The organism is Pseudomonas sp. NFX71 (genome assembly GCF_048079215.1).
Classification (GTDB): domain Bacteria; phylum Pseudomonadota; class Gammaproteobacteria; order Pseudomonadales; family Pseudomonadaceae; genus Aquipseudomonas; species Aquipseudomonas fluorescens_B.
This window is the reverse complement of sequence record NZ_CP182230.1, coordinates 1,761,697-1,779,003: the sequence shown is the minus strand read 5'-3', so window position 1 is coordinate 1,779,003 and position 17,307 is coordinate 1,761,697. Positions and strand designations below refer to the sequence as shown.

18 protein-coding genes and 1 pseudogene are annotated in these 17,307 nt (G+C 48.8%); all 19 read left to right on the top strand.

What is annotated here, in order from left to right:
• Positions 1 to 19 precede the first annotated feature (19 nt).
• The 19 genes and pseudogenes from tssI to ACM1ZW_RS08190 all read left to right on the top strand — a co-directional run bounded on the left by tssI (position 20) and on the right by ACM1ZW_RS08190 (position 17,254).
• Positions 20 to 2,062: a type VI secretion system tip protein TssI/VgrG gene (gene tssI, locus ACM1ZW_RS08280; RefSeq protein WP_416740399.1), complete on the top strand. Its 2,043-nt coding sequence runs from the start codon at positions 20 to 22 to the stop codon at positions 2,060 to 2,062.
• 51 nt (positions 2,063 to 2,113) lie between these two features.
• Complete coding sequence (locus ACM1ZW_RS08275; RefSeq protein ID WP_416740398.1) at positions 2,114 to 4,768, top strand: pesticin C-terminus-like muramidase; 2,655 nt, start codon at positions 2,114 to 2,116, stop codon at positions 4,766 to 4,768.
• Positions 4,750 to 5,346: a lysozyme inhibitor LprI family protein gene (locus ACM1ZW_RS08270; RefSeq protein ID WP_017341524.1), complete on the top strand. Its 597-nt coding sequence runs from the start codon at positions 4,750 to 4,752 to the stop codon at positions 5,344 to 5,346. Before ACM1ZW_RS08275 ends, ACM1ZW_RS08270 begins: the two co-directional genes overlap by 19 nt.
• A gap of 146 nt (positions 5,347 to 5,492) precedes the next feature.
• Positions 5,493 to 6,095 carry a hypothetical protein gene (locus ACM1ZW_RS08265; protein ID WP_416740397.1) on the top strand — a complete coding sequence of 201 codons (603 nt, stop codon included), beginning with the start codon at positions 5,493 to 5,495 and terminating at the stop codon, positions 6,093 to 6,095.
• A gap of 166 nt (positions 6,096 to 6,261) precedes the next feature.
• Positions 6,262 to 6,867, top strand: coding sequence for a hypothetical protein (locus ACM1ZW_RS08260; RefSeq protein ID WP_017341522.1), 606 nt, complete (start codon positions 6,262 to 6,264; stop codon positions 6,865 to 6,867).
• Positions 6,868 to 6,920: 53 nt separating this feature from the next.
• Entirely contained in the window at positions 6,921 to 7,562 is a 642-nt protein-coding gene (locus ACM1ZW_RS08255) for a DUF2515 family protein (RefSeq protein ID WP_416740396.1), read from the top strand.
• A gap of 23 nt (positions 7,563 to 7,585) precedes the next feature.
• Positions 7,586 to 7,927 carry a DUF2515 family protein gene (locus ACM1ZW_RS08250; protein ID WP_416740395.1) on the top strand — a complete coding sequence of 114 codons (342 nt, stop codon included), beginning with the start codon at positions 7,586 to 7,588 and terminating at the stop codon, positions 7,925 to 7,927.
• Positions 7,924 to 8,802 carry a hypothetical protein gene (locus ACM1ZW_RS08245; protein WP_416740394.1) on the top strand — a complete coding sequence of 293 codons (879 nt, stop codon included), beginning with the start codon at positions 7,924 to 7,926 and terminating at the stop codon, positions 8,800 to 8,802. Before ACM1ZW_RS08250 ends, ACM1ZW_RS08245 begins: the two co-directional genes overlap by 4 nt.
• A 106-nt stretch (positions 8,803 to 8,908) precedes the next feature.
• A complete protein-coding gene (locus tag ACM1ZW_RS08240) occupies positions 8,909 to 9,502 on the top strand; it encodes a hypothetical protein (RefSeq protein ID WP_416740393.1) in 594 nt (197 codons plus the stop codon).
• A gap of 333 nt (positions 9,503 to 9,835) precedes the next feature.
• The gene (locus ACM1ZW_RS08235; RefSeq protein ID WP_144425200.1) at positions 9,836 to 10,240 is read left to right on the top strand and encodes a hypothetical protein; all 405 of its coding nucleotides are present in this window, start codon (positions 9,836 to 9,838) and stop codon (positions 10,238 to 10,240) included.
• Positions 10,241 to 10,395: 155 nt separating this feature from the next.
• The gene (locus ACM1ZW_RS08230; RefSeq protein ID WP_416740392.1) at positions 10,396 to 11,007 is read left to right on the top strand and encodes a hypothetical protein; all 612 of its coding nucleotides are present in this window, start codon (positions 10,396 to 10,398) and stop codon (positions 11,005 to 11,007) included.
• 514 nt (positions 11,008 to 11,521) lie between these two features.
• Positions 11,522 to 11,621, top strand: a pseudogene (locus ACM1ZW_RS08225) (cell division protein); the annotation flags it as partial.
• 11 nt (positions 11,622 to 11,632) lie between these two features.
• Positions 11,633 to 12,082, top strand: a complete 450-nt coding sequence (locus ACM1ZW_RS08220; RefSeq protein WP_017341509.1) for a hypothetical protein — start codon at positions 11,633 to 11,635, stop codon at positions 12,080 to 12,082.
• 23 nt (positions 12,083 to 12,105) lie between these two features.
• Positions 12,106 to 12,588: a hypothetical protein gene (locus ACM1ZW_RS08215; RefSeq protein ID WP_017341508.1), complete on the top strand. Its 483-nt coding sequence runs from the start codon at positions 12,106 to 12,108 to the stop codon at positions 12,586 to 12,588.
• A 24-nt stretch (positions 12,589 to 12,612) separates the two neighbouring features.
• Complete coding sequence (locus tag ACM1ZW_RS08210; RefSeq protein ID WP_414877959.1) at positions 12,613 to 13,041, top strand: hypothetical protein; 429 nt, start codon at positions 12,613 to 12,615, stop codon at positions 13,039 to 13,041.
• Positions 13,038 to 14,765, top strand: a complete 1,728-nt coding sequence (locus ACM1ZW_RS08205) for a tetratricopeptide repeat protein (protein ID WP_416740391.1) — start codon at positions 13,038 to 13,040, stop codon at positions 14,763 to 14,765. The genes ACM1ZW_RS08210 and ACM1ZW_RS08205 overlap by 4 nt, the downstream gene beginning before the upstream one ends.
• Positions 14,766 to 14,853: 88 nt before the next feature.
• Positions 14,854 to 15,699 (top strand): tetratricopeptide repeat protein, encoded by an 846-nt coding sequence (locus tag ACM1ZW_RS08200; protein ID WP_017341505.1) that lies wholly within the window; start codon positions 14,854 to 14,856, stop codon positions 15,697 to 15,699.
• A 111-nt stretch (positions 15,700 to 15,810) separates the two neighbouring features.
• Entirely contained in the window at positions 15,811 to 16,317 is a 507-nt protein-coding gene (locus ACM1ZW_RS08195) for a hypothetical protein (protein ID WP_414877958.1), read from the top strand.
• Positions 16,318 to 16,396: 79 nt separating this feature from the next.
• Entirely contained in the window at positions 16,397 to 17,254 is an 858-nt protein-coding gene (locus ACM1ZW_RS08190) for a tetratricopeptide repeat protein (protein WP_416740390.1), read from the top strand.
• Positions 17,255 to 17,307 lie beyond the last annotated feature (53 nt).

The window sequence follows — 17,307 nt, the reverse complement described above, 5'->3', positions numbered from 1 at the left end:
ACCGAACAGGGAGCAAGCAATGTTCAACTCAGCTAACGAAACCCACTTCAGCCTGACTGTCGAAGACTACGTGGGCGACCTGCAAGTGCTGTCGTTCACCGGCACCGAAGGCATCAGCCAGCCGTATCGCTTCGACATTGAACTGGTCAGCGAAAACCCCGATCTGGACCTGGAAAAACTCCTGCACAAGCAGGCGTTCCTCGCATTCGATCCGCAGGGTTCCGGCATCCACGGCCAGATCTACCGCGTCGCCCAAGGTGACGCCGGCAAACGCCTGACCCGCTACAAAATCTCCCTGGTGCCGCAGCTGCAATACCTGCATCACCGCACCAACCAGCGCATTTACCAGCAGATGTCCGCGCCGAAAATCATCGCGCTGATCCTCGAAGAACACGGCATCAAGGGCAACGCCTACAACTTTCAGCTCAGCCAGCCGTGCCCGGACCGCGACTACTGCGTGCAGTACGACGAAACCGACCTGCACTTCGTCCAGCGCCTGTGCGAAGAAGAAGGCATTCACTACCACTTCCAGCACAGCGCAAAAGCGCACCTGTTGGTGTTCGGCGACGACCAGACCGTGTTCCCCAAACTCGGCCAGCCCACCGCCTATGTGCAAGGCAGCGGCATGGTCGCCGACGAACCGGTGATCAAAGGCTTCAAACTGCGCCTGGAAACCCGCACCAGCCGCACCACCCGCCGCGACTACGATTTTGAAAAACCACGCCTGCAACTCGAAGCCGCCTACAAACCGGATGTCCAGAGCGACGAACCCGACCTCGAAGACTACGACTACCCCGGCCGCTTCCTCGACCGCGCGCGCGGCAAATTCCTCAGCCAGCGCGCCCTCGAACGCCACCGCGCCGACTACCAGCAAGCCGAAGGCAAGGGCGACCAGACCCGCCTGATCAGCGGCCACTTCCTGGAAATGTCCGACCACCCGCGCACCGAGTGGAACGACCTCTGGCTGCTCACCGAAATCGTCCACGAAGGCAAACAGCCGCAAGTCCTCGAAGAATCGGTGACCAGCGACACCACCGACAACAAAGACGACTTCCACCAGGGCTACCGCAACCGCTTCCTCGCCACCCCGTGGGACGTGTTCTACCGCCCGGCGCTGGAACATCCAAAGCCCCGCGTACTCGGCAGCCAGACCGCCAAAGTCACCGGCCCCGCCGGCGAAGAAATCCACTGCGACCAGTACGGCCGCATCAAAGTGCAATTCCACTGGGACCGCGAAGGCCAGGCCGACGACAAAACCAGCTGCTGGATGCGCGTCTCCTCAAGCTGGGCCGGCGACCGCTACGGCGCCATCGTCATCCCGCGCATCGGCATGGAAGTCCTCGTCACCTTCCTCGAAGGCGACCCCGATCAACCGCTGGTGACTGGTTGCCTGTACCACAAGGAAAACCAGGTTCCCTACGACCTGCCGGCGAACAAAACCCGCAGCGTCTTCAAAACGCTCAGCTCACCGGGGGGCGGCGGGTTCAATGAACTGCGGATTGAAGACAAGAAAGGCGCGGAGCAGATCTTCATCCATGCCCAGCGGGATTGGGATGAAAACATTGAGCATGATCAGAAGATTCGCGTTGGCAATGAACGCCACGATACGGTGGTGAAGAACACCTACACCGAGCTGAAGGCCGAGGAGCACCGCACCACTGTGTCCGACCGTAAGGTTGAGGCGCGGGTGGATGATCACCTGACGATTGGGCAGAACCAGCATGTGAAGTTGGGGACTGCGCAGCTGACTAGTGTTGGGAAAGAGATTCATCTGAAGGCTGGGGCGAAGATTGTTATCGAGGCGGGTTCGGAGCTGACCATCTTGGGTGGTGGCAGCTTTATCAAGCTGGATGGCGGTGGTGTGACGGTTGTTGGGCCGATTGTGAAGATCAATGCGGGTGGGGCGGCGGGCTCGGGGACTGGGATCGGGATTAAGCCACCGGTGTTGCCGGGGGCGGCGGATAAGGATAAGGCGGGGAGTTTGATGGATCAGGCGTTGATGAATGCGCCTGAGGAGCAGATCAAGCGTAAGCCAAAACGGATGCTCAATTTTTCTGGCTAATCGATATAGACGGCAACCAAGCCACCAGGGACAGAATTCAGGTAATTGGTAATGACTGAGACAACAACAAGCAAAGTTGAGAAATGGGCGTATCCGCTGAAAGTTGGGGCTGCAGAAGCGACCGATCCGCAGCAGTTCTATAAGGCGCTAGCCAAGGCAAAAGATGGTTACTACCCATTAGGGGCGAATGGCCTTTGGCACGGCGGTGTTCACTTTGATGAGGACACTGGATTGGTGAAGGATCTGACTGAAGTCAGATGCATCGCTGATGGTGAGGTTGTGGCTTATCGGATTGATGAGACCTATCCAAAATCTGATTTCGGCTCCTCGCACTCGGTATTTTCAACTGGCTTTGTGTTGGTTAAGCATCGTCTCGAGGTTCCCGCCCCTCCTGCGCCAGCACCTGCTGCTGGCGCGCAACCAGCAGCAGCGGCCCCGCAGCCCAGTCTCACCTTTTTTAGTCTTTACATGCATTTGTTAGATTGGAAGACATACAACGAAACCCCTGCCTTGGGCCGACCGGCCTTCTGGAGCGGTGGAACTTGGCAGGTTAAATCTACAGTGAAAGACGAAATCCTTGGATTGAGGGTTCGTCAGGAGCAGAAGGGTAAACCTGGCTATGGCACTGTATTGGCCGTATTGCCCCGAGGCACCGTTGTAGAAACAGGCGAAGAGGATCATGGGTGGCTCAAGGTTGTGAGTGTCACACCCGCTGATGCCAGCCTTCCGTCGGGAACCGGTTGGGTCTTCAAAAAAGAAATGACAGCGGGTACTACACCCAATAGTTACGTCATCGGTAGTGCTGCCAAAGACGCGATGACTCCGCCTCAAAAAGGCCTCGCCGTGCATGCTGCGGCCAACCAATCGAGTGCTACAACATCCATTTTGCCGATTGGAACTCAAGTGAAGATCGGCAATGACGGAACAAGCGGAAAATATCAGAAGCTATTGGAAATCGTCAGTGGAAATCCCCGTCCTGCGTTGACCGCAGCCAACGGCGTGCTTGGTTTTATCTGGGAAGGGCTTCTTGAGACAAAAAGTGAGCCGGCAGAAAAAAATGCGGTCCATGTCCTGGAGCGCCCATTCCCTGTAAAAGCTGGGAGCCTGATTGGTCATGTAGGGAAGTATCAGAACCACTCTGATCCTGCTTCCAAGAACCTGTTGCACCTGGAAGTTTTCAGCTGCGAGGACGTCAAGGCATTTACAGAGTTGAGCAAGTCCAAGGCTGCTAGCTTGCCGGCAAAGGAAAAGACACTGCTTAAGATTCCAAAAGACAGCCCATTGATTACTCACGTACAAGGCATGAGCGCAACGAACCCACCTAAAGTGACCGATGCACACAAAAAGGTCGGTTCTGACTATTTGGTTCCTGTCGGAGTCCTTGAAGCATTGCCTGCCGAGAAGAAAATCAAAGTACCTATTGTTATGGCGGGGACCACGACCTACACGCTTTGGTGGCGTCTGGATGGATTACTCGGAGATGCGGAGGGCAACGAAATCAACGGCTGGTTTGCGGAGCCAGATATCACGTTGACACGTCATTCGCCGTTTGAGTGGGAAGGTTTCACTTTTATCGAGGAAACCGTCAGTAATGAAGATCATCTGGCTGCATTCCTGCATGCACAGGAAAGTTTAAGTGAAGAAGAGCGCGCGACTTACCTACCGAATGTCGGGACCGCTAACGACGGACCTGCGAAACAGCGGTTGTATAAAATTCTCGATAAGAATGGCGATAAAAAACTTAACCCATCGGAAATAAAAGAAGCATTAAGTAAGCCTTGGTTTTCTCAACCAATCTCTCAGATGGTTACTCGTTATGAGAGCGAGTGGCAGTTCAAAAGGGATAAGTGGGACGCCCTCGATGAACTGATGGGGCACAGCGACTCAGACCCGCATAAGGGGTGGGTTGAGGAAAAGGCGCGGATTGAACGTTTGAGTTGGTGGGATAAACTAGTAGGAGTCAGCGGTATCACCAGCGCTGCGAGCGTCCAACATATTAACCCCATTGGATTGTTGGGGAATTTCCAGTCTGGATGTCCTGAAAAGTGTAAATCGGAAGTCTACACTTTGGAAACGACGGTTGGGCCTTATGTAGTTTCCAAGAAGCTGTTCGAGTTTCTTTTGGCGACGGAAGCGTATAGAGAGCATCCGTATGCTTTGGCCGATAATGGTAGTGGCGTGACAATCGGTTATGGGTATGATCTTGGGCAGCAAACTGCGGCTACGGTAGATGCTGAGCTTACAGATCTCTACACAGAAAGTGAAATCGAAAGTTTGAAAGGGGCGTTAGGTAAAAAAGGCCAAGATGCAAGAGACTTTGTCCATAATGTGAGTTCTATATCGATAAATAAAGATAACGCGCTTAAGCTTGCTGTCATTATGAAGAGACGATATGCGCAGCAGGTTGTGAATGTGTACCCTAAAGCGATAAATTTACATCCAGACTGTCAGGGTGTGTTGCTTTCCCTCGTTGTAAATAGAGGTAATGCGTTAAGCGGCAGCACTCCTGCCAAAACGTTAGCACGTCTAGAAATGAAACAAATAAAAGAAGATTTTGATAGCGATAAACCAGAGTTGATTCCTTCACGTCTTCGCAGTATGAAAAGGCTTTGGGAGGATGCGCCTGAAACTGCTGGCTTGGTGACAAGACGCGAAAAAGAAGCGGTTTTTTTTGAGGAGGCACTAAAATGCAACTGCTGGAAATAATTCATAAGTCGTTTGCTGTTCTCTCTATTTTATCCGTTTCGATGGGTTTTGCAGTGGCGGATGTAAAATGTAATTCTGAAAGTTTAACGAATCAGGAGATTGTTACCTGCTCGCAGGCAGTGTTTGTAAAAGTTGATAAAGTTCTTAATGAACAGTACAAGGTATTAGCGTCGGAGTTAGATGGATCATTAAAGTCTGAATTGCTGGTCACGCAAAAAAACTGGATTAAGTTGAAAGATGGATATTGCAATGACGAAAGCGACGGGGCTTCTGGTGAAGAAGCTCCGATAGAAAAGCTTTCCTGCATGAAACAGCTGACAAGTTTTCGCTTGAGTGAACTCATATATCTCCGTACCGGTGTAATTGGAGATGGTTTTTACAAGGCGGTTTCAGTTGTCAACGAAAAAGCTACTGCCATGGATTACGCCAAAGCAGTTGACTACGTTGCAGGGGATGTAGACTTTGGCCCTGCATGGAAAGAGTATGCGGAAAAAAATTGCGCCATGACTCAGAAGTTGTATGGGGAAATGCCAGGGAGATGTATGGCGAGAATGCGATTTCAGATGCCAATCTATTGATCTGGCCACTAAAAATGAAAAGGGGCAGATTTATTTGTAAAGCAGATTTGGCTGTCGATAAATAAATCTGTCCCCACTTTTCAATAGTACTCCAGAACATGATGTCGAAAGACAAAATGCACTTGTGTCTATGTGGAGCGTGTTAAGTGACAAAGTATAAAGTTAACATCTCTGCGTTAGGTTTGTTCTGTGTCGTGCTTTTTTCGATTTCAGCATGTGCTGAGGAGCGGAATTGTGCATTTGACGATTTACGATTTAAACTTAAGCTTGTCAGCTGTACGCAGAAAGACGGCCTGAATATATTGAAGTTGACGCCATCTGGTCAACCTTCTTATGAAACGAATCTTGAAAACTTACCTACGTATATTGTAAGTGGTGATGATTTTGGTTTGGTGTTGAAGGCTGTGGGGGATGGAGCTCAGCCGCGATACAATAACTTTATTGAATTGCCCTATCCAGAAGCAATTCTGCACTATGATGATGCATCCGCTGCGGCGAAACTGAAGTTTGCGGAAACAGGTTGGAAGTTGTTGGATATGAAGGATGTCGTATATGAGGGGCAAGGTGGAGAGGAAGGAGCAGGCGTAGTTTGCACTACTCTCGAGAAGCAGATAGATTCAAATTATGTAGTTGTTTCGCAGTGCAATGCATTTTATGAGGCTGATATATCTTATTTAAAAGTATTGCTTGGTTCGATAGGGAGACTTAATTGGCGGGTGGTGACAGCAAGTCGGTTTGTTCTCAGGTAAGTTTGTGAAAAAAAGGGTAAAATAGAGGCGGATTTATTGCGGGTAGGCTAGCTGCCGGTAAATAGATCTGTTCCTTTTTAGTTCCGTTTTTTGATGAGCATTGCTTTCGAGTGAGCATACAACAACGCACTACCCCGAATCATCCGGACGAAAAAAGCCCCACGGTATGGCCAGCCGTAAGTGCGCGCTGATTATCGTCAGCCTGTGTACCGTAGCCAGTACTTTTGCCAAGGAAACCCAAATAATTGGAGTCGACGGGCACACATTGACGCTGAAGACAAAGTCATGGAGCAGACCCGTTGCAGAGTCGGCGACGGCCTTGTTTACCGCGAAGGATAAAGCTTTTTCGCTCTACGTTGCCGACGTTGGTGTTGATACAGATGACGGCTGGCTAAGCCCTGACAAGAAAACGTTGCTGGTTAGTCAGGCTATCTATGGTTCTGTGGTCGGCCAAGACGGTGAAGTTTTTAATGCCGGTGGGGCGGCGGGGAGTGGGAGTGGGACGGGGATTGGTATTTTGGTACCGGACTTGCCGTTGATTGCGGATCAGGCTCGGGCGGGGAATACGCTTAAAGCCGGTACTGCCAATAGTGAGAAGTTCGACGAGCAGATCCGCTTTTTGACAGGGCTTGGAAAACCCATCAAATCCGTGAAGGCTGCAGTTATTGTCCCTTCCTCAGTTGCTCCGAAAATTTCCAAAAGCAATGCAGACGGCCTTCATCCTCGTATCGAAACGGACACTGCCGAGACCGCAGAAATCCATCTGATGTAGGACGAACTGATTGTGCCGCCAGGTTCTGATGATTACGAAGCGAGTAGGAATAAATGAGCGCACCCGTAGCTACGTTTAAAACCAATAATCAGAGTTGCTCTGTTCAAGACGTTGCCTTGAAGTGCGACAAGCTGTGGACAATGGGACAGCAGGAAGCAATCAGTCGATTAAGCGTGCCGGAGAAGAGCTTTTTCTCCAAATCGACAAAAATGGTTTTGGTTTCAGATTTTGGTGCTCGGGCTGCGCGTATCGCAGCTGCTTACGCCGAGTTCTACCTGGAGCGCGGCGAAGATGGGAAACCGGATTTGAACGGTCGGTTTTATTGGATGGGCCTGGCTGCCTTTGCCAGTAAACAGGTTAGGTGCGGATTGGATTTCATTCCTGCCGAGCCTTACCTGACCATTGGAATACCCCCTGTTGGCCAACCGCCACTAAGAATTGGCAAGAAAGGGCTTGGGAAAGGCAATTTCTGGCTGTTTCAGGACATCTTTGTGTGGCATTGGTTTTACAAGAAGTATCCAGAGCAATTTGAGGATTGTGCGCCCGTTCGCAATGCGAAAAGCTGTGATGCACAAGTGCAGATGAACATAGACAGTTTGCCTTGGGCAGAGGAGGCTCTGCCTGTATTAAAAAATCTTTCTTTAACGCCTGATGTAAAGAAGGGATTTGACCGTATCGTGAATCTGAAACCATAGCCAGTGGCTCAGCTAGAAGGGCTGTGCAACTAAAATCATTGCTTGCTATTGCGGATCATGAGCAGCGCAGAATACTGCAGCCATTAATCTATAACGACTATTTTTTCCAGACGACATTGAAGGTCCAGGCCGCGTTTGAATGGGCACCTTTTGTGCCAGTCCGCGCCGCCGCCTTTAGTACGGCGTGTGACGTTGAAGATCCGGAGCTGAGAGTGCAGATGAAAGATGGCAACTTATACAATGAGCGCGAACGAATGGTATTTATTACTGCTATTGCCGGTCAGTATCACGAACTGATGGATAAAAAATTAACGTATATGGAAGGTGAGATTGAAACAATCGCCAGTTGGAAAAATCAAAAATGAAGATGTTTTTTATTTTATTATTTTTTCTGCTTAGCGCATGCGGTGATGAAAAAGATACCAGGAGTAATAGTATGGCCGGCACGACTGCTGTAATCGAAATTAAATTGTCAGAAGCGATGACAAAAGTATTGTCCGAAAGCCCAGTGGAATTTCGAAAAGAGTGCATGCCGCAAGTAAATATGTGCTGGTACAAAATTAGCAAGTCGGCTGCAGATGCGGACCTTCCTACTGTGATTGTTAATAAATCGTTAAAAATTGAACACGTTACAGATGTGAAAACGTCGATTGATGGTGATGTTGGGGGTGATATAGAAAATCTTGAATTGATGGTTCGAGGTCTTCCAGACAATAGTCAGCATGAAGAAAATCAGGCGTTTTTATATAGCCTGATAAAAGAAATTAAAGCGTCAGGTTGGAAACATTACTTTGCACCATACGATCCGCGCATCCCAGGCTCGCAGGCGGAAAAAATAGTGAATCCCGGCGATGTGCTTGGCGTTTATGTAAAAAGCCATCCATGGCTTGATCCTGACTACAAGATGAATATAGACCAATGGTTAAAGGTCGACGATTGTTATGATTGGAATTTTTATAGTGATGGCAATTATTTGACCCTGAAGGCATGGCGTCGTAACTCTGATTCGGATCCAACGCAGCGAGGCACCTATTTGATCTCTTTGAAATTCATGAGCGAACGTGAGTATTGGGTATCTGAGTTTAGTAAGGAATCCGATAAGACGCGCTGGACAGATTTGTTACCTGATCTGCTTTTAAAATATAAGAAACAGCGAGATGAGCTTGAGACAAAGGCGAGGGATGCGGGTATCGACGTTAATTCAAGTTATAAGGATCCTTCGATAAAAGCACTCCATTAAAATCTTACAAGGGGAGTGCGGACTTAACTGTATCGCCGGCGGCACTGATATCAAGTCGGCATTACAGGATTTCTATATAAAAGTTAAGGAAAAAGTAGCACGCACTATGAAGTATTTCTTTTGGTTCTTCACTTTCCTTCTACTCGGCGCCTGCGGGGACACGGGGAGCGATAACAACGGCACAGGCGTTATCACGGCAATCGACTCTTCCAAAGCAGCGGCTGCGCTGGTAACCCAGGAGATTCGCGATTTTTCTGATCAGGAACCCGTCATGTCTCTACGTGCGGGTGGAGACGAATGGGATTTGACGAATATCACCCTGCTTGCTCCAGTTTTGCCGGGTGTCGTGGACCTCGGGCAAGTCGATGACCTTTGGATGTCGGTATTCCCTCCTACCTTGGTTGTTCAGGTCAGGTTTCTCGCTGGCCCAGACTCACCCGTGACTCACGTGAACGCGGCGATGGTGTTTTCAGATAATCCGCTTCCTGCCTATTTCGAAACGGATTCGCGGGGGGAATCGCCCAAGTACTACGTAAAGACGGGTGTCGCTGCAAATGTCTATTTCGTGTGGGATGAGTTGGTCGTTCCGGACGGCGCGGATGATTATGAAAAAAGCCGGAACAAGGGGTTGTTGCCGACTCTGCGTGATTGGAGTCCCGGCGAGACGTTGGTACACCGGCTTTTGAAGTTGTCGAATTAGAAAAGCGAAAGGGGACAGATTTGAATGGCACTTACTTAACCTTCCTCGGATGCCCATTTTCCCTGACCTCCGCCCTTGCTGATCAACGCGTTTTCATCAGCATGGGATTGCGCTGGAGCGTCTGTTCGACGGCGCTTTGCGTGGCTCGGCACGCGACAAATTGCCCTGCGAACGGCGCTGGCATTCGACGCGGCCGATCGAACGATCACCGCCGCCCAATTGCGTTCAAAACAATAGGGCTGAATTGAAGTCTGTTATGTCCAATCAAAACAATTGGTCAAATGTTCCGTTAGATCGCTTTACTAGGCGTAAAAATTATCTATAAGGTGAGAAATGAAAAACTTAATGGTGTTGGTAGGTTTGGCTTTTTCCTGCTGCGCCTTGGCAGCGGATGAAAAAGATCCAGTTGTAAATATATATAAAGCCGATACGGCTGTCATTTCTGGTAAGTTGGTTCGCTACTATCAGTCGCTGGGCAGTCCTTGCATAAAAATTCAGGTCCTAAAGCCAGGCGGCAAAGGTGCTGCCAGTAACTCAATGGATTTTTGCAGTATTTCTGGAAAAAGCTTCAACACTGATTTCTCGGAGGTTGTGCTGGAAAAAGGAGAGTTTTCCAATAATGAACTTTTATTCACTCTAACTCTTATGTCTCTAACACAGGGCGCAGACATTACTGAGGTATGTAAGTTTAATGTTGACGGTGAAGCGCTCAGTGGGCCGAGCTGTGATACGCACTAATGCGCTTAACAGGCGTAAAGGGGTGTGAAGGGGACGGATTTATTTGTGAGATGAATTTGACTTTTGATAAATAAATCTGCCCCCATTTGTTCATGCTATTTCTCTATCAGAGTTGGTCTCTTTCCTTTGATCGCTTATCATAAGAGATCGTTATAATGAAAGTGTTGTTCATGTTGTTTGGTGGCTTGTCTTTCATTACGCTTTCGTCGGTGGCTCAGACCGAGTCTCTGGATATGTGTGGAGTTGTAATTCCGGAGATTCCTGGTTTTAAATTGAACGTGAGAGCTGAGAATGGGGTTTGCTATGGGGACTTGGTCTCGAACGTTAATTTAAATCCGGATATACTGACTGAGGAGAACGTTTTTATTGTAGAGCCGGTTGAGTTTGATAAGAGTTTGAGTATGTCCGGACGTTTTGATCGTCATGGTAAGTATATATACAACTATGCCGTTGACGAGGTATTGTATCAAGAGTCTGAGACGGGCTCGGTAGATCTTGTTCATCCCTCTGCATCGGGTTCTGCTGCCGTCCGAGTAATAATGTCTCCTTTTATGATTTGGAACTCTGATGGAGACGTCGCTGCTGCCAAGAATAGATTTTCGTTAGACAAAACAGGCCTGTGGTTCGACTGTTTCTATGGGTTGAAGGGTGTGAAAGATACCACGGTTAAATTTTCTGCATGTATACCTAGGTCTAACCTGAGAAGTGATCCTAAGTTATCTGATATAAAGGCGTCATTTGAGGCCATTACGCCTAGCAAAAATTAGTTTTTACAACGAGGAGAGGCAAAAAGGACGATGCGTAAATTTTGTTTTGTATTATTGGTATTTATCTTCTGTAGGGTTTCCGTGGCGCAGGATGATAGCCTCTATCTGCGGGGAGCGGTAATAGATGGCCCCTATAAAACAACTGTTGTCGAAAATGCGGAATTATTGGTTTTGGAAACGGGAGATGCAGAGTATCCCGTGTCTCTAGTCCTCGATGTGAAAAATAACGATGGAGTATCGGCTAGACAGTTGGTTGATAAATATGATGTTGCTGGTTCGCCGCCTAAGGTCGAGTCGATATTTTTTTATCCGGTTCAGGATGTAAAGAATGTCTTTGTTTTGGTTTCTTGGGAAATTAACCATAGAGGCATGGGGGCCTACGGTACGCTGTATCAAGTTTATGCCTATGCGCGACATAGCAATGGTAAGTTGATCCCCAATCAGTTGATTCAGGCTAATAGGTACTTAAGCGGGATTGACGGCTTTAGTGACGGTCGGAAAAGCCCTCTGGGTTGCCGACGCCGTACCCACCGCCCCGCGCGCAACAAGTCTGGTGGCTCGCTCTATTCGGCGCCACGCTGCAAAGCTATTCCCTCTACATGCTCGGCAGGATTTCTCGATTTGAATGGCGGGTTATTTCAAGGGATTTGAAGTGAAAAGATTGCTGCTGTTGGTGATTGGCGTGTTGCCGTTGACGGCTCACTGCGAGGTTGTGTCGGAGAATCTGTGTTTTGAAATGGGTGACGGGAGCCCTGTGAAATTCGAGCTTCGAACCTACTACGACACTACGAACAAGTTGGAGGGTGGCTTTGTTAAGTACGCGTCATCCGGTGTTCCGATACCTCTGGTTTTAACCGACAGCCAATCTGAAGAAGTGAGCCCGGATAGGCCAGGGGAGCTCACAAGAACATGGTCTGAAGTGCTTGAGGGAAAGGTGACGGGTACATACGAAATGGTGAGTCAGGGGGGGATGATCGTTTCGATGAGCTACACGAATAAGTCGAGCGGAAAGGAATACGGTTTTTTTTATACAGCCACCGAAGTCTCTTTGGAGAAAGGCTGCCAATGGGAATAATCGGTTTGCTCAGGAGTTACAACATGAAAGGACTGTCGATTTTATTGGGTTGCATCCTGACCGGTGCAGCCTCTTTATCTTTCGCCGCCGATCCATCCTTCACGGACGTCACCGTCACCGAAGTGTTTGCTGGTCCAAACCAAGCCCTGGCGCCCCAGGAAAACAGCAACCAATGGATGGATCAAGCGCGAGCACAAGCCCTCGCCGGCAAGGTCAATTTCGCGGGGCACTACGTTCTGCACAGGGTGGGCTGTGGTGGCAGCACGATGTGTGTCGAGGTGCTGGACGCGCAGACCGGCGAGGTCGCGACGGGTCTGCCCAATGCCTACGACGGCAACTTGCTGACGCTGTCTTACCAGCCCGACAGCAACTTGATCATCGTCTCCGGCATCACCGCCAATACCGAAAAAGATATGAAGGGTAAACGGCTGAAGAACCGCGACCGAACTCGCTATTACGAGTTTGTGAACAACGAATTCCGGCTGTTGAAAATCACCGATTCATAAGCGATTTGGCAAAGGGAGTTGTCTTTGAAAAAGTTAGTGATGCTGATGTTATTGGCCTTCCCCGCATTCGCTCACAGCGAAGTGGAAACGGAAATTTCCTGTTTTCGATCCCAGGAGGGCAAGGACATAAAGTTGGAGTTCAGGGCCTACAGTGATCATGCCGCCAAGTGGAGCGGGGCGGGGGCCAAGTATGCGACGTCCAAAGAGTCGATCCCGCTGGTTTACAAAAGTACCGAGCAAGAAGAAATGTCCGACGGCCGACCTTTTCAATCCACCACTACCACCACGTGGGTCGAGGTCGTTGGCGGCGCAGTCACGGGCGAATATGTCATGGTCCGTCAAGGGGCGCTGATTTACGGCATGGCGTACACCAATGCCAAAAGCAAGAAACACTATGGGTTTGAGCATCACCCGCAGATTGAGTTTTCTCCCGAGAAGGGGTGTCAGTGGTGAAGCTGCATACCTTGAAGATTTCAATGTACCTGATGGCGCTGTTGAGTTTTGGCGCTGGCGCCGCTGAGTTTGTTCTTCCACACGCAACGATCTGTGAGCCTTACGGCAAGACGCCCGGCAGTTGTTCCGTCGCTTTGAATGCAGACGGCTATATTTTAGATGCCAACTCAGGAAAGCGATTGTTCGATGCCCCGGAAGACACTGGCGCGATGTTTACCAACGCGCTGTATCGATCCGGCAGACAGTACATCCTGGACAGTGAGAATTACTCTTCGGCCAAATCGCGCCGTTGGGTGGTTTTCAGCTATGACGGTAAAGAGATCGTCCTGAACCATATCTATATTTTTTCCTTGGATATCTCTACACAGATTGGCCCGTACTGGCATGGCTATGACTGCCGTCCGGCCAATGCGAAGTTGGTTGCTGGAGCGGGGCAGGGGCTTCTGGATTCCGCCATCAACACCCTTTGCAAGGACGTTGAAGCCAGCGTGGTAACGGTTACGGATCAACCCCCTGCATCTTCGGCCACCGGTTCGTTGGCGGTCAGTGTCCCGGTGTACAGCGACGGGCAACGCAATGGCGCGTCAACTTATGTGTTCGAGGGGACTGACGAGCCTGAGTTTCTGAAGATGGCGTGTGATTCCGGCTGCGCGCTTCCCTTGAAAGAAACAGTTTCGCTGAGTACGGGTGAGGTCGTGCAGCCGAGTTCCAGCGCCCATCAGCCAACGGTGATCAAACAGCAACAGGCCAGTTTATTGGGTGATGCGTCCCGTCAAAACGTGTCTGTGCTGTCCGGTGATGCTGGGGCAGACTTCCGCCGTCTGCAGATCACACCTGAACACGGCACCGGTGACGACATCCTGCTGGATACCTCCAAGGCATTGCCGTTGATCGAGAGCCAATACTCGACGGCCATGAGCGATGTCTTCAGCGTCAGCGTAATAAACAACCCGGCAGGCGTGCTGAAGGTCATCGATATGCAAGGCGAGTCCGTGTCGGTCAAGCAGTCTTCTGCCGAAGCCGGAAACGCCCTTGTGCTGGTCAGCAGCGAAGAAGATAACGCCGTTTATAACTTCAACCTGGTGTTTCGCTACAACAAAAGTTCCAGGCAGTTCGAGCTGAAAAATGTATTACAGGTCGTCAATAACGAGTCCTGTGATCACTCGGTTGTCAGTGTTGAAGAAGTACCCGAAAGCCTGATCGGTGAAATGTCTTTGGCATCTTTCGATGGGCGCAAGGTGTTTGAGCAGCTCTCTGGCTTGCGCATTAAATCTGCCGGTGACAACAAAAAACTGATGATGACTGACGTCGCGGAACAGCTCGACAAGGCGTTGGCGCTGTATCGAAAAGGGCAGACCGAGGCCGTTTCGACGGTGATGGCGAATTTCCTGATGGATGGAGGCAGCGGTCACTGTTATCCGCACAGCTACATCGCGCAAAAGTATGACTTCGCTCAATCGCCAGGCTGGTCTAACGACGTCGGTTTTCTATTGGGTGAGTCCGGCTATTACGATGAGTCCATTGTGTTGTTGAGCGCGGTTATTGCCAGAAACCCCGGCAGAACAGTGACCTATCTGAACCTCGCGGATAGTTACTGGGGCGTGAAAGATAAAGTGCGGGCGGCGCAGGCTTACAAGCGGTATGCCTTGTTGATGACCAGCGCGGCCAAGAGGTCGAAGATTCCTGATCGAGTGGCTGAGCGCAGTAAGGGAACGGTGGAGTAGTAAGCGAGCAGGCTGTTGCGAATCAAAAAACTGAAGCTTGGCATTAGATTTGTTTCAAAAAAGGCGAAAGCACAGGGGCGGTTGAAAGATGAAAGCGGCTACTAATATTTTGATGTTTGCTGTTGCAGTGCTTTTTGCCAGTATTTCAATGGCTCAAAACAGTTTGGCGCTTTACGTTTCCGATTCAGGAAGTGCAGCTTTAACGGAGGTGCAAGGACGTACTTCGTTGCTAGTTCTTGCTGGGGGAAACGATAATGGGCAGGCTACGTCAGGTAGTTGCGTAATCGCAGCAAGTTTAACAGCTGTAGAAGGAGGCTTTAAAGGTAACCTCTTTCCAGTCAGCACGGGCATAAACAGTTATAGTGAAGAACAAGCGCAGGGGAAAAAAATAAACGTTGAGAGTGATTCCGCGGCGATAGTTATAACTGATGTGGATGATGTGGGTATTTGTGCATTAGATAATAGTCTGGTTAATCGCTATGGAAAGATTCTGCTCAATGACAAGAAACATAAAATTGTTTATTCGGAAATGATTGGTCTCGCTCACGCCAATGCTCTGTCGTTGTTTAAAAGAGGAAAAAAAGAGGAGGCGATCATCGGGCTTTCTGCTTATGCGGAAAATTATAAGTCTGCTTGGCTGGCTGACAAAGAATTGGCTGATGTAGTTGTATCAGCGATAAATGATTATGCCTATTTTCTACAGGAGAATAATCAAGCAGCGGAATCGATCCCGCTTCTAAAAGATATCGTAACTGCTCAGCCAAATAGAGCGGTTGCTTGGTTGAATTTGGCGGATTCAAACTGGGCGGTTGGCAATAAAAATGATGCCGTAAAACAATATTCTGAATATAAAAAACTCATGCTGTCGGTAAACAAAAAGTCGAAAATTCCATCGCGAGTATTTGAGCGCTCTGAAGCTTCTTCTAGTCTTTAACGAAAAAGGGAAAAGGGAATGGATTTGTTTAGTTGCGCTCGGCACTTTGTGGTGCGGTCGCCGATAAATAAATCTGTCCCATTTTTCTTCATTTATTAAGAGGCAGAGACAGTGATTAAAGTCGCCGCTTTGTATTTATTGTCCTCGTTTTTTCTGGCGAACGCTGGAGAGAATCTTGTTGTTGAAAGCAATGGTTGTGTGATGAAGGTAAAAGATTTCGCTGGTTTCTCATCTGGGAAAACAAGTGAGGGCGAGACTATTGTTAAATACAAATATAAAGACGGTAGGGTGCGGGATATTAAGGTCGGCTGCGAAGATATGACTCTGGCGGACGCAATAGCTGGCGATTATGCGCAAGAGAAAGATGGATTGAAAGTTGGGAATGGATCGCATCCGCTATCAAAAGCAAACCTCTACTCTGGTAGCAATTGGTCTGGAGTAGAGGGCGTATACTTTTTAGGTTCCGTTTGTTTTACCACATCATTTGAGGCAGGCAGGAATCATGTTTTTTTTATAGAGACATGTGGCGAGGAAAAGGAAACTAATGAGTTGAGGAGAAGCTTTCTGTCGTTGCTTAAGCACGCTGAGACTTATTACGTTGAACCTGGTGATAAATAACAGTTAGTCGGAGGGGTGAATTTGGTTTTGTAGTTGGGGATAAAATAAGTCTGTCCCACATTTTTAAAGGTGGCAGTAAATGTTTAATAAGTGCTGTGTGATCACATGTTTGGTGTTTTTGCTCACTGATACGAGTTATGGAAATACAGCGCCGTTGAAAATTGTTGGTTTTAAAGGTTGTTCTTTAAGCTTTAAATATTATGAAGAGAAGTATGGGGGGTGGAATGATGTGCAATATCAAGGCTCCACAGATGGGTTCAGCATATACTCGCTCCCAACTCAATTGGCGGGTTATGAGAATGGAGTCGTTGCAAGCTCAGATATAGGTCTTGTCTCTGGCGATAAAAAATATGTGATAGTGCAGCGAACAAATACCGGAGAAGTAGTCGATGGGGAAGGGAGTGAAATAGTTTCCTCTCCGGTATACTGCGATATGGTTTCGCTGGAAACTGGCTGTGTCGAAAATGTGGGTTCAGTTCAGCAATGTGACGGCGCATGGCTGGACAACAAATGGAAAAGTGCGGAAGGAGGGGTTTTCGAATTTTCTAATGGGGGAATTTCTCCGAAGCAACTAATCTCTGATGTGGTTGGCGTGTCTGAGAATGAGTCGCGCGCTAGTGCATTAAGAGACTCTGTTTTCATGGGAATTGCCTCCTATATGGCGTGCTATCCACCTGAAAAAAATATATCTGAATATAATGACATTGCGTTCTACTTTGCCCAAGGTGGCGAGCACCTTTTGGCAATGCAAATTTATAATCGTTTGTTGGCTGTTGCGGCGGATAGAGTGCCCTTGAAACTTAATGTTGCTGATTCTCTCTGGGTACTTGGAAAGCATGATGAGGCGAAGCCGTACTATGCTGAATATCGAAAGGCGATGAGGAAGAAAGGTGTTGCAAGTAAGGTTCCTAAGAGAGTTGAGGAACGTTTGAATTAGTAAGGGTGGCGTTATTTATATACAGTCTCTCGGGAGACTGCGTTCCTTTGTCG

Bases quoted from the DNA above. Each gene is read 5' to 3' on its own strand.
- ACM1ZW_RS08240 (WP_416740393.1), top strand. From the start codon at position 8,909: ATGAAGTATTTCTTTTGGTTCTTCACTTTCCTTCTACTCGGCGCCTGC.
- ACM1ZW_RS08270 (WP_017341524.1), top strand. From the start codon at position 4,750: ATGCAACTGCTGGAAATAATTCATAAGTCGTTTGCTGTTCTCTCTATT.
- ACM1ZW_RS08190 (WP_416740390.1), top strand. From the start codon at position 16,397: ATGTTTAATAAGTGCTGTGTGATCACATGTTTGGTGTTTTTGCTCACT.
- ACM1ZW_RS08220 (WP_017341509.1), top strand. From the start codon at position 11,633: ATGGCGGGTTATTTCAAGGGATTTGAAGTGAAAAGATTGCTGCTGTTG.
- ACM1ZW_RS08255 (WP_416740396.1), top strand. From the start codon at position 6,921: ATGAGCGCACCCGTAGCTACGTTTAAAACCAATAATCAGAGTTGCTCT.
- ACM1ZW_RS08215 (WP_017341508.1), top strand. From the start codon at position 12,106: ATGAAAGGACTGTCGATTTTATTGGGTTGCATCCTGACCGGTGCAGCC.
- ACM1ZW_RS08235 (WP_144425200.1), top strand. From the start codon at position 9,836: ATGAAAAACTTAATGGTGTTGGTAGGTTTGGCTTTTTCCTGCTGCGCC.
- ACM1ZW_RS08200 (WP_017341505.1), top strand. From the start codon at position 14,854: ATGAAAGCGGCTACTAATATTTTGATGTTTGCTGTTGCAGTGCTTTTT.
- tssI (WP_416740399.1), top strand. From the start codon at position 20: ATGTTCAACTCAGCTAACGAAACCCACTTCAGCCTGACTGTCGAAGAC.
- ACM1ZW_RS08230 (WP_416740392.1), top strand. From the start codon at position 10,396: ATGAAAGTGTTGTTCATGTTGTTTGGTGGCTTGTCTTTCATTACGCTT.
- ACM1ZW_RS08275 (WP_416740398.1), top strand. From the start codon at position 2,114: ATGACTGAGACAACAACAAGCAAAGTTGAGAAATGGGCGTATCCGCTG.
- ACM1ZW_RS08245 (WP_416740394.1), top strand. From the start codon at position 7,924: ATGAAGATGTTTTTTATTTTATTATTTTTTCTGCTTAGCGCATGCGGT.
- ACM1ZW_RS08260 (WP_017341522.1), top strand. From the start codon at position 6,262: ATGGCCAGCCGTAAGTGCGCGCTGATTATCGTCAGCCTGTGTACCGTA.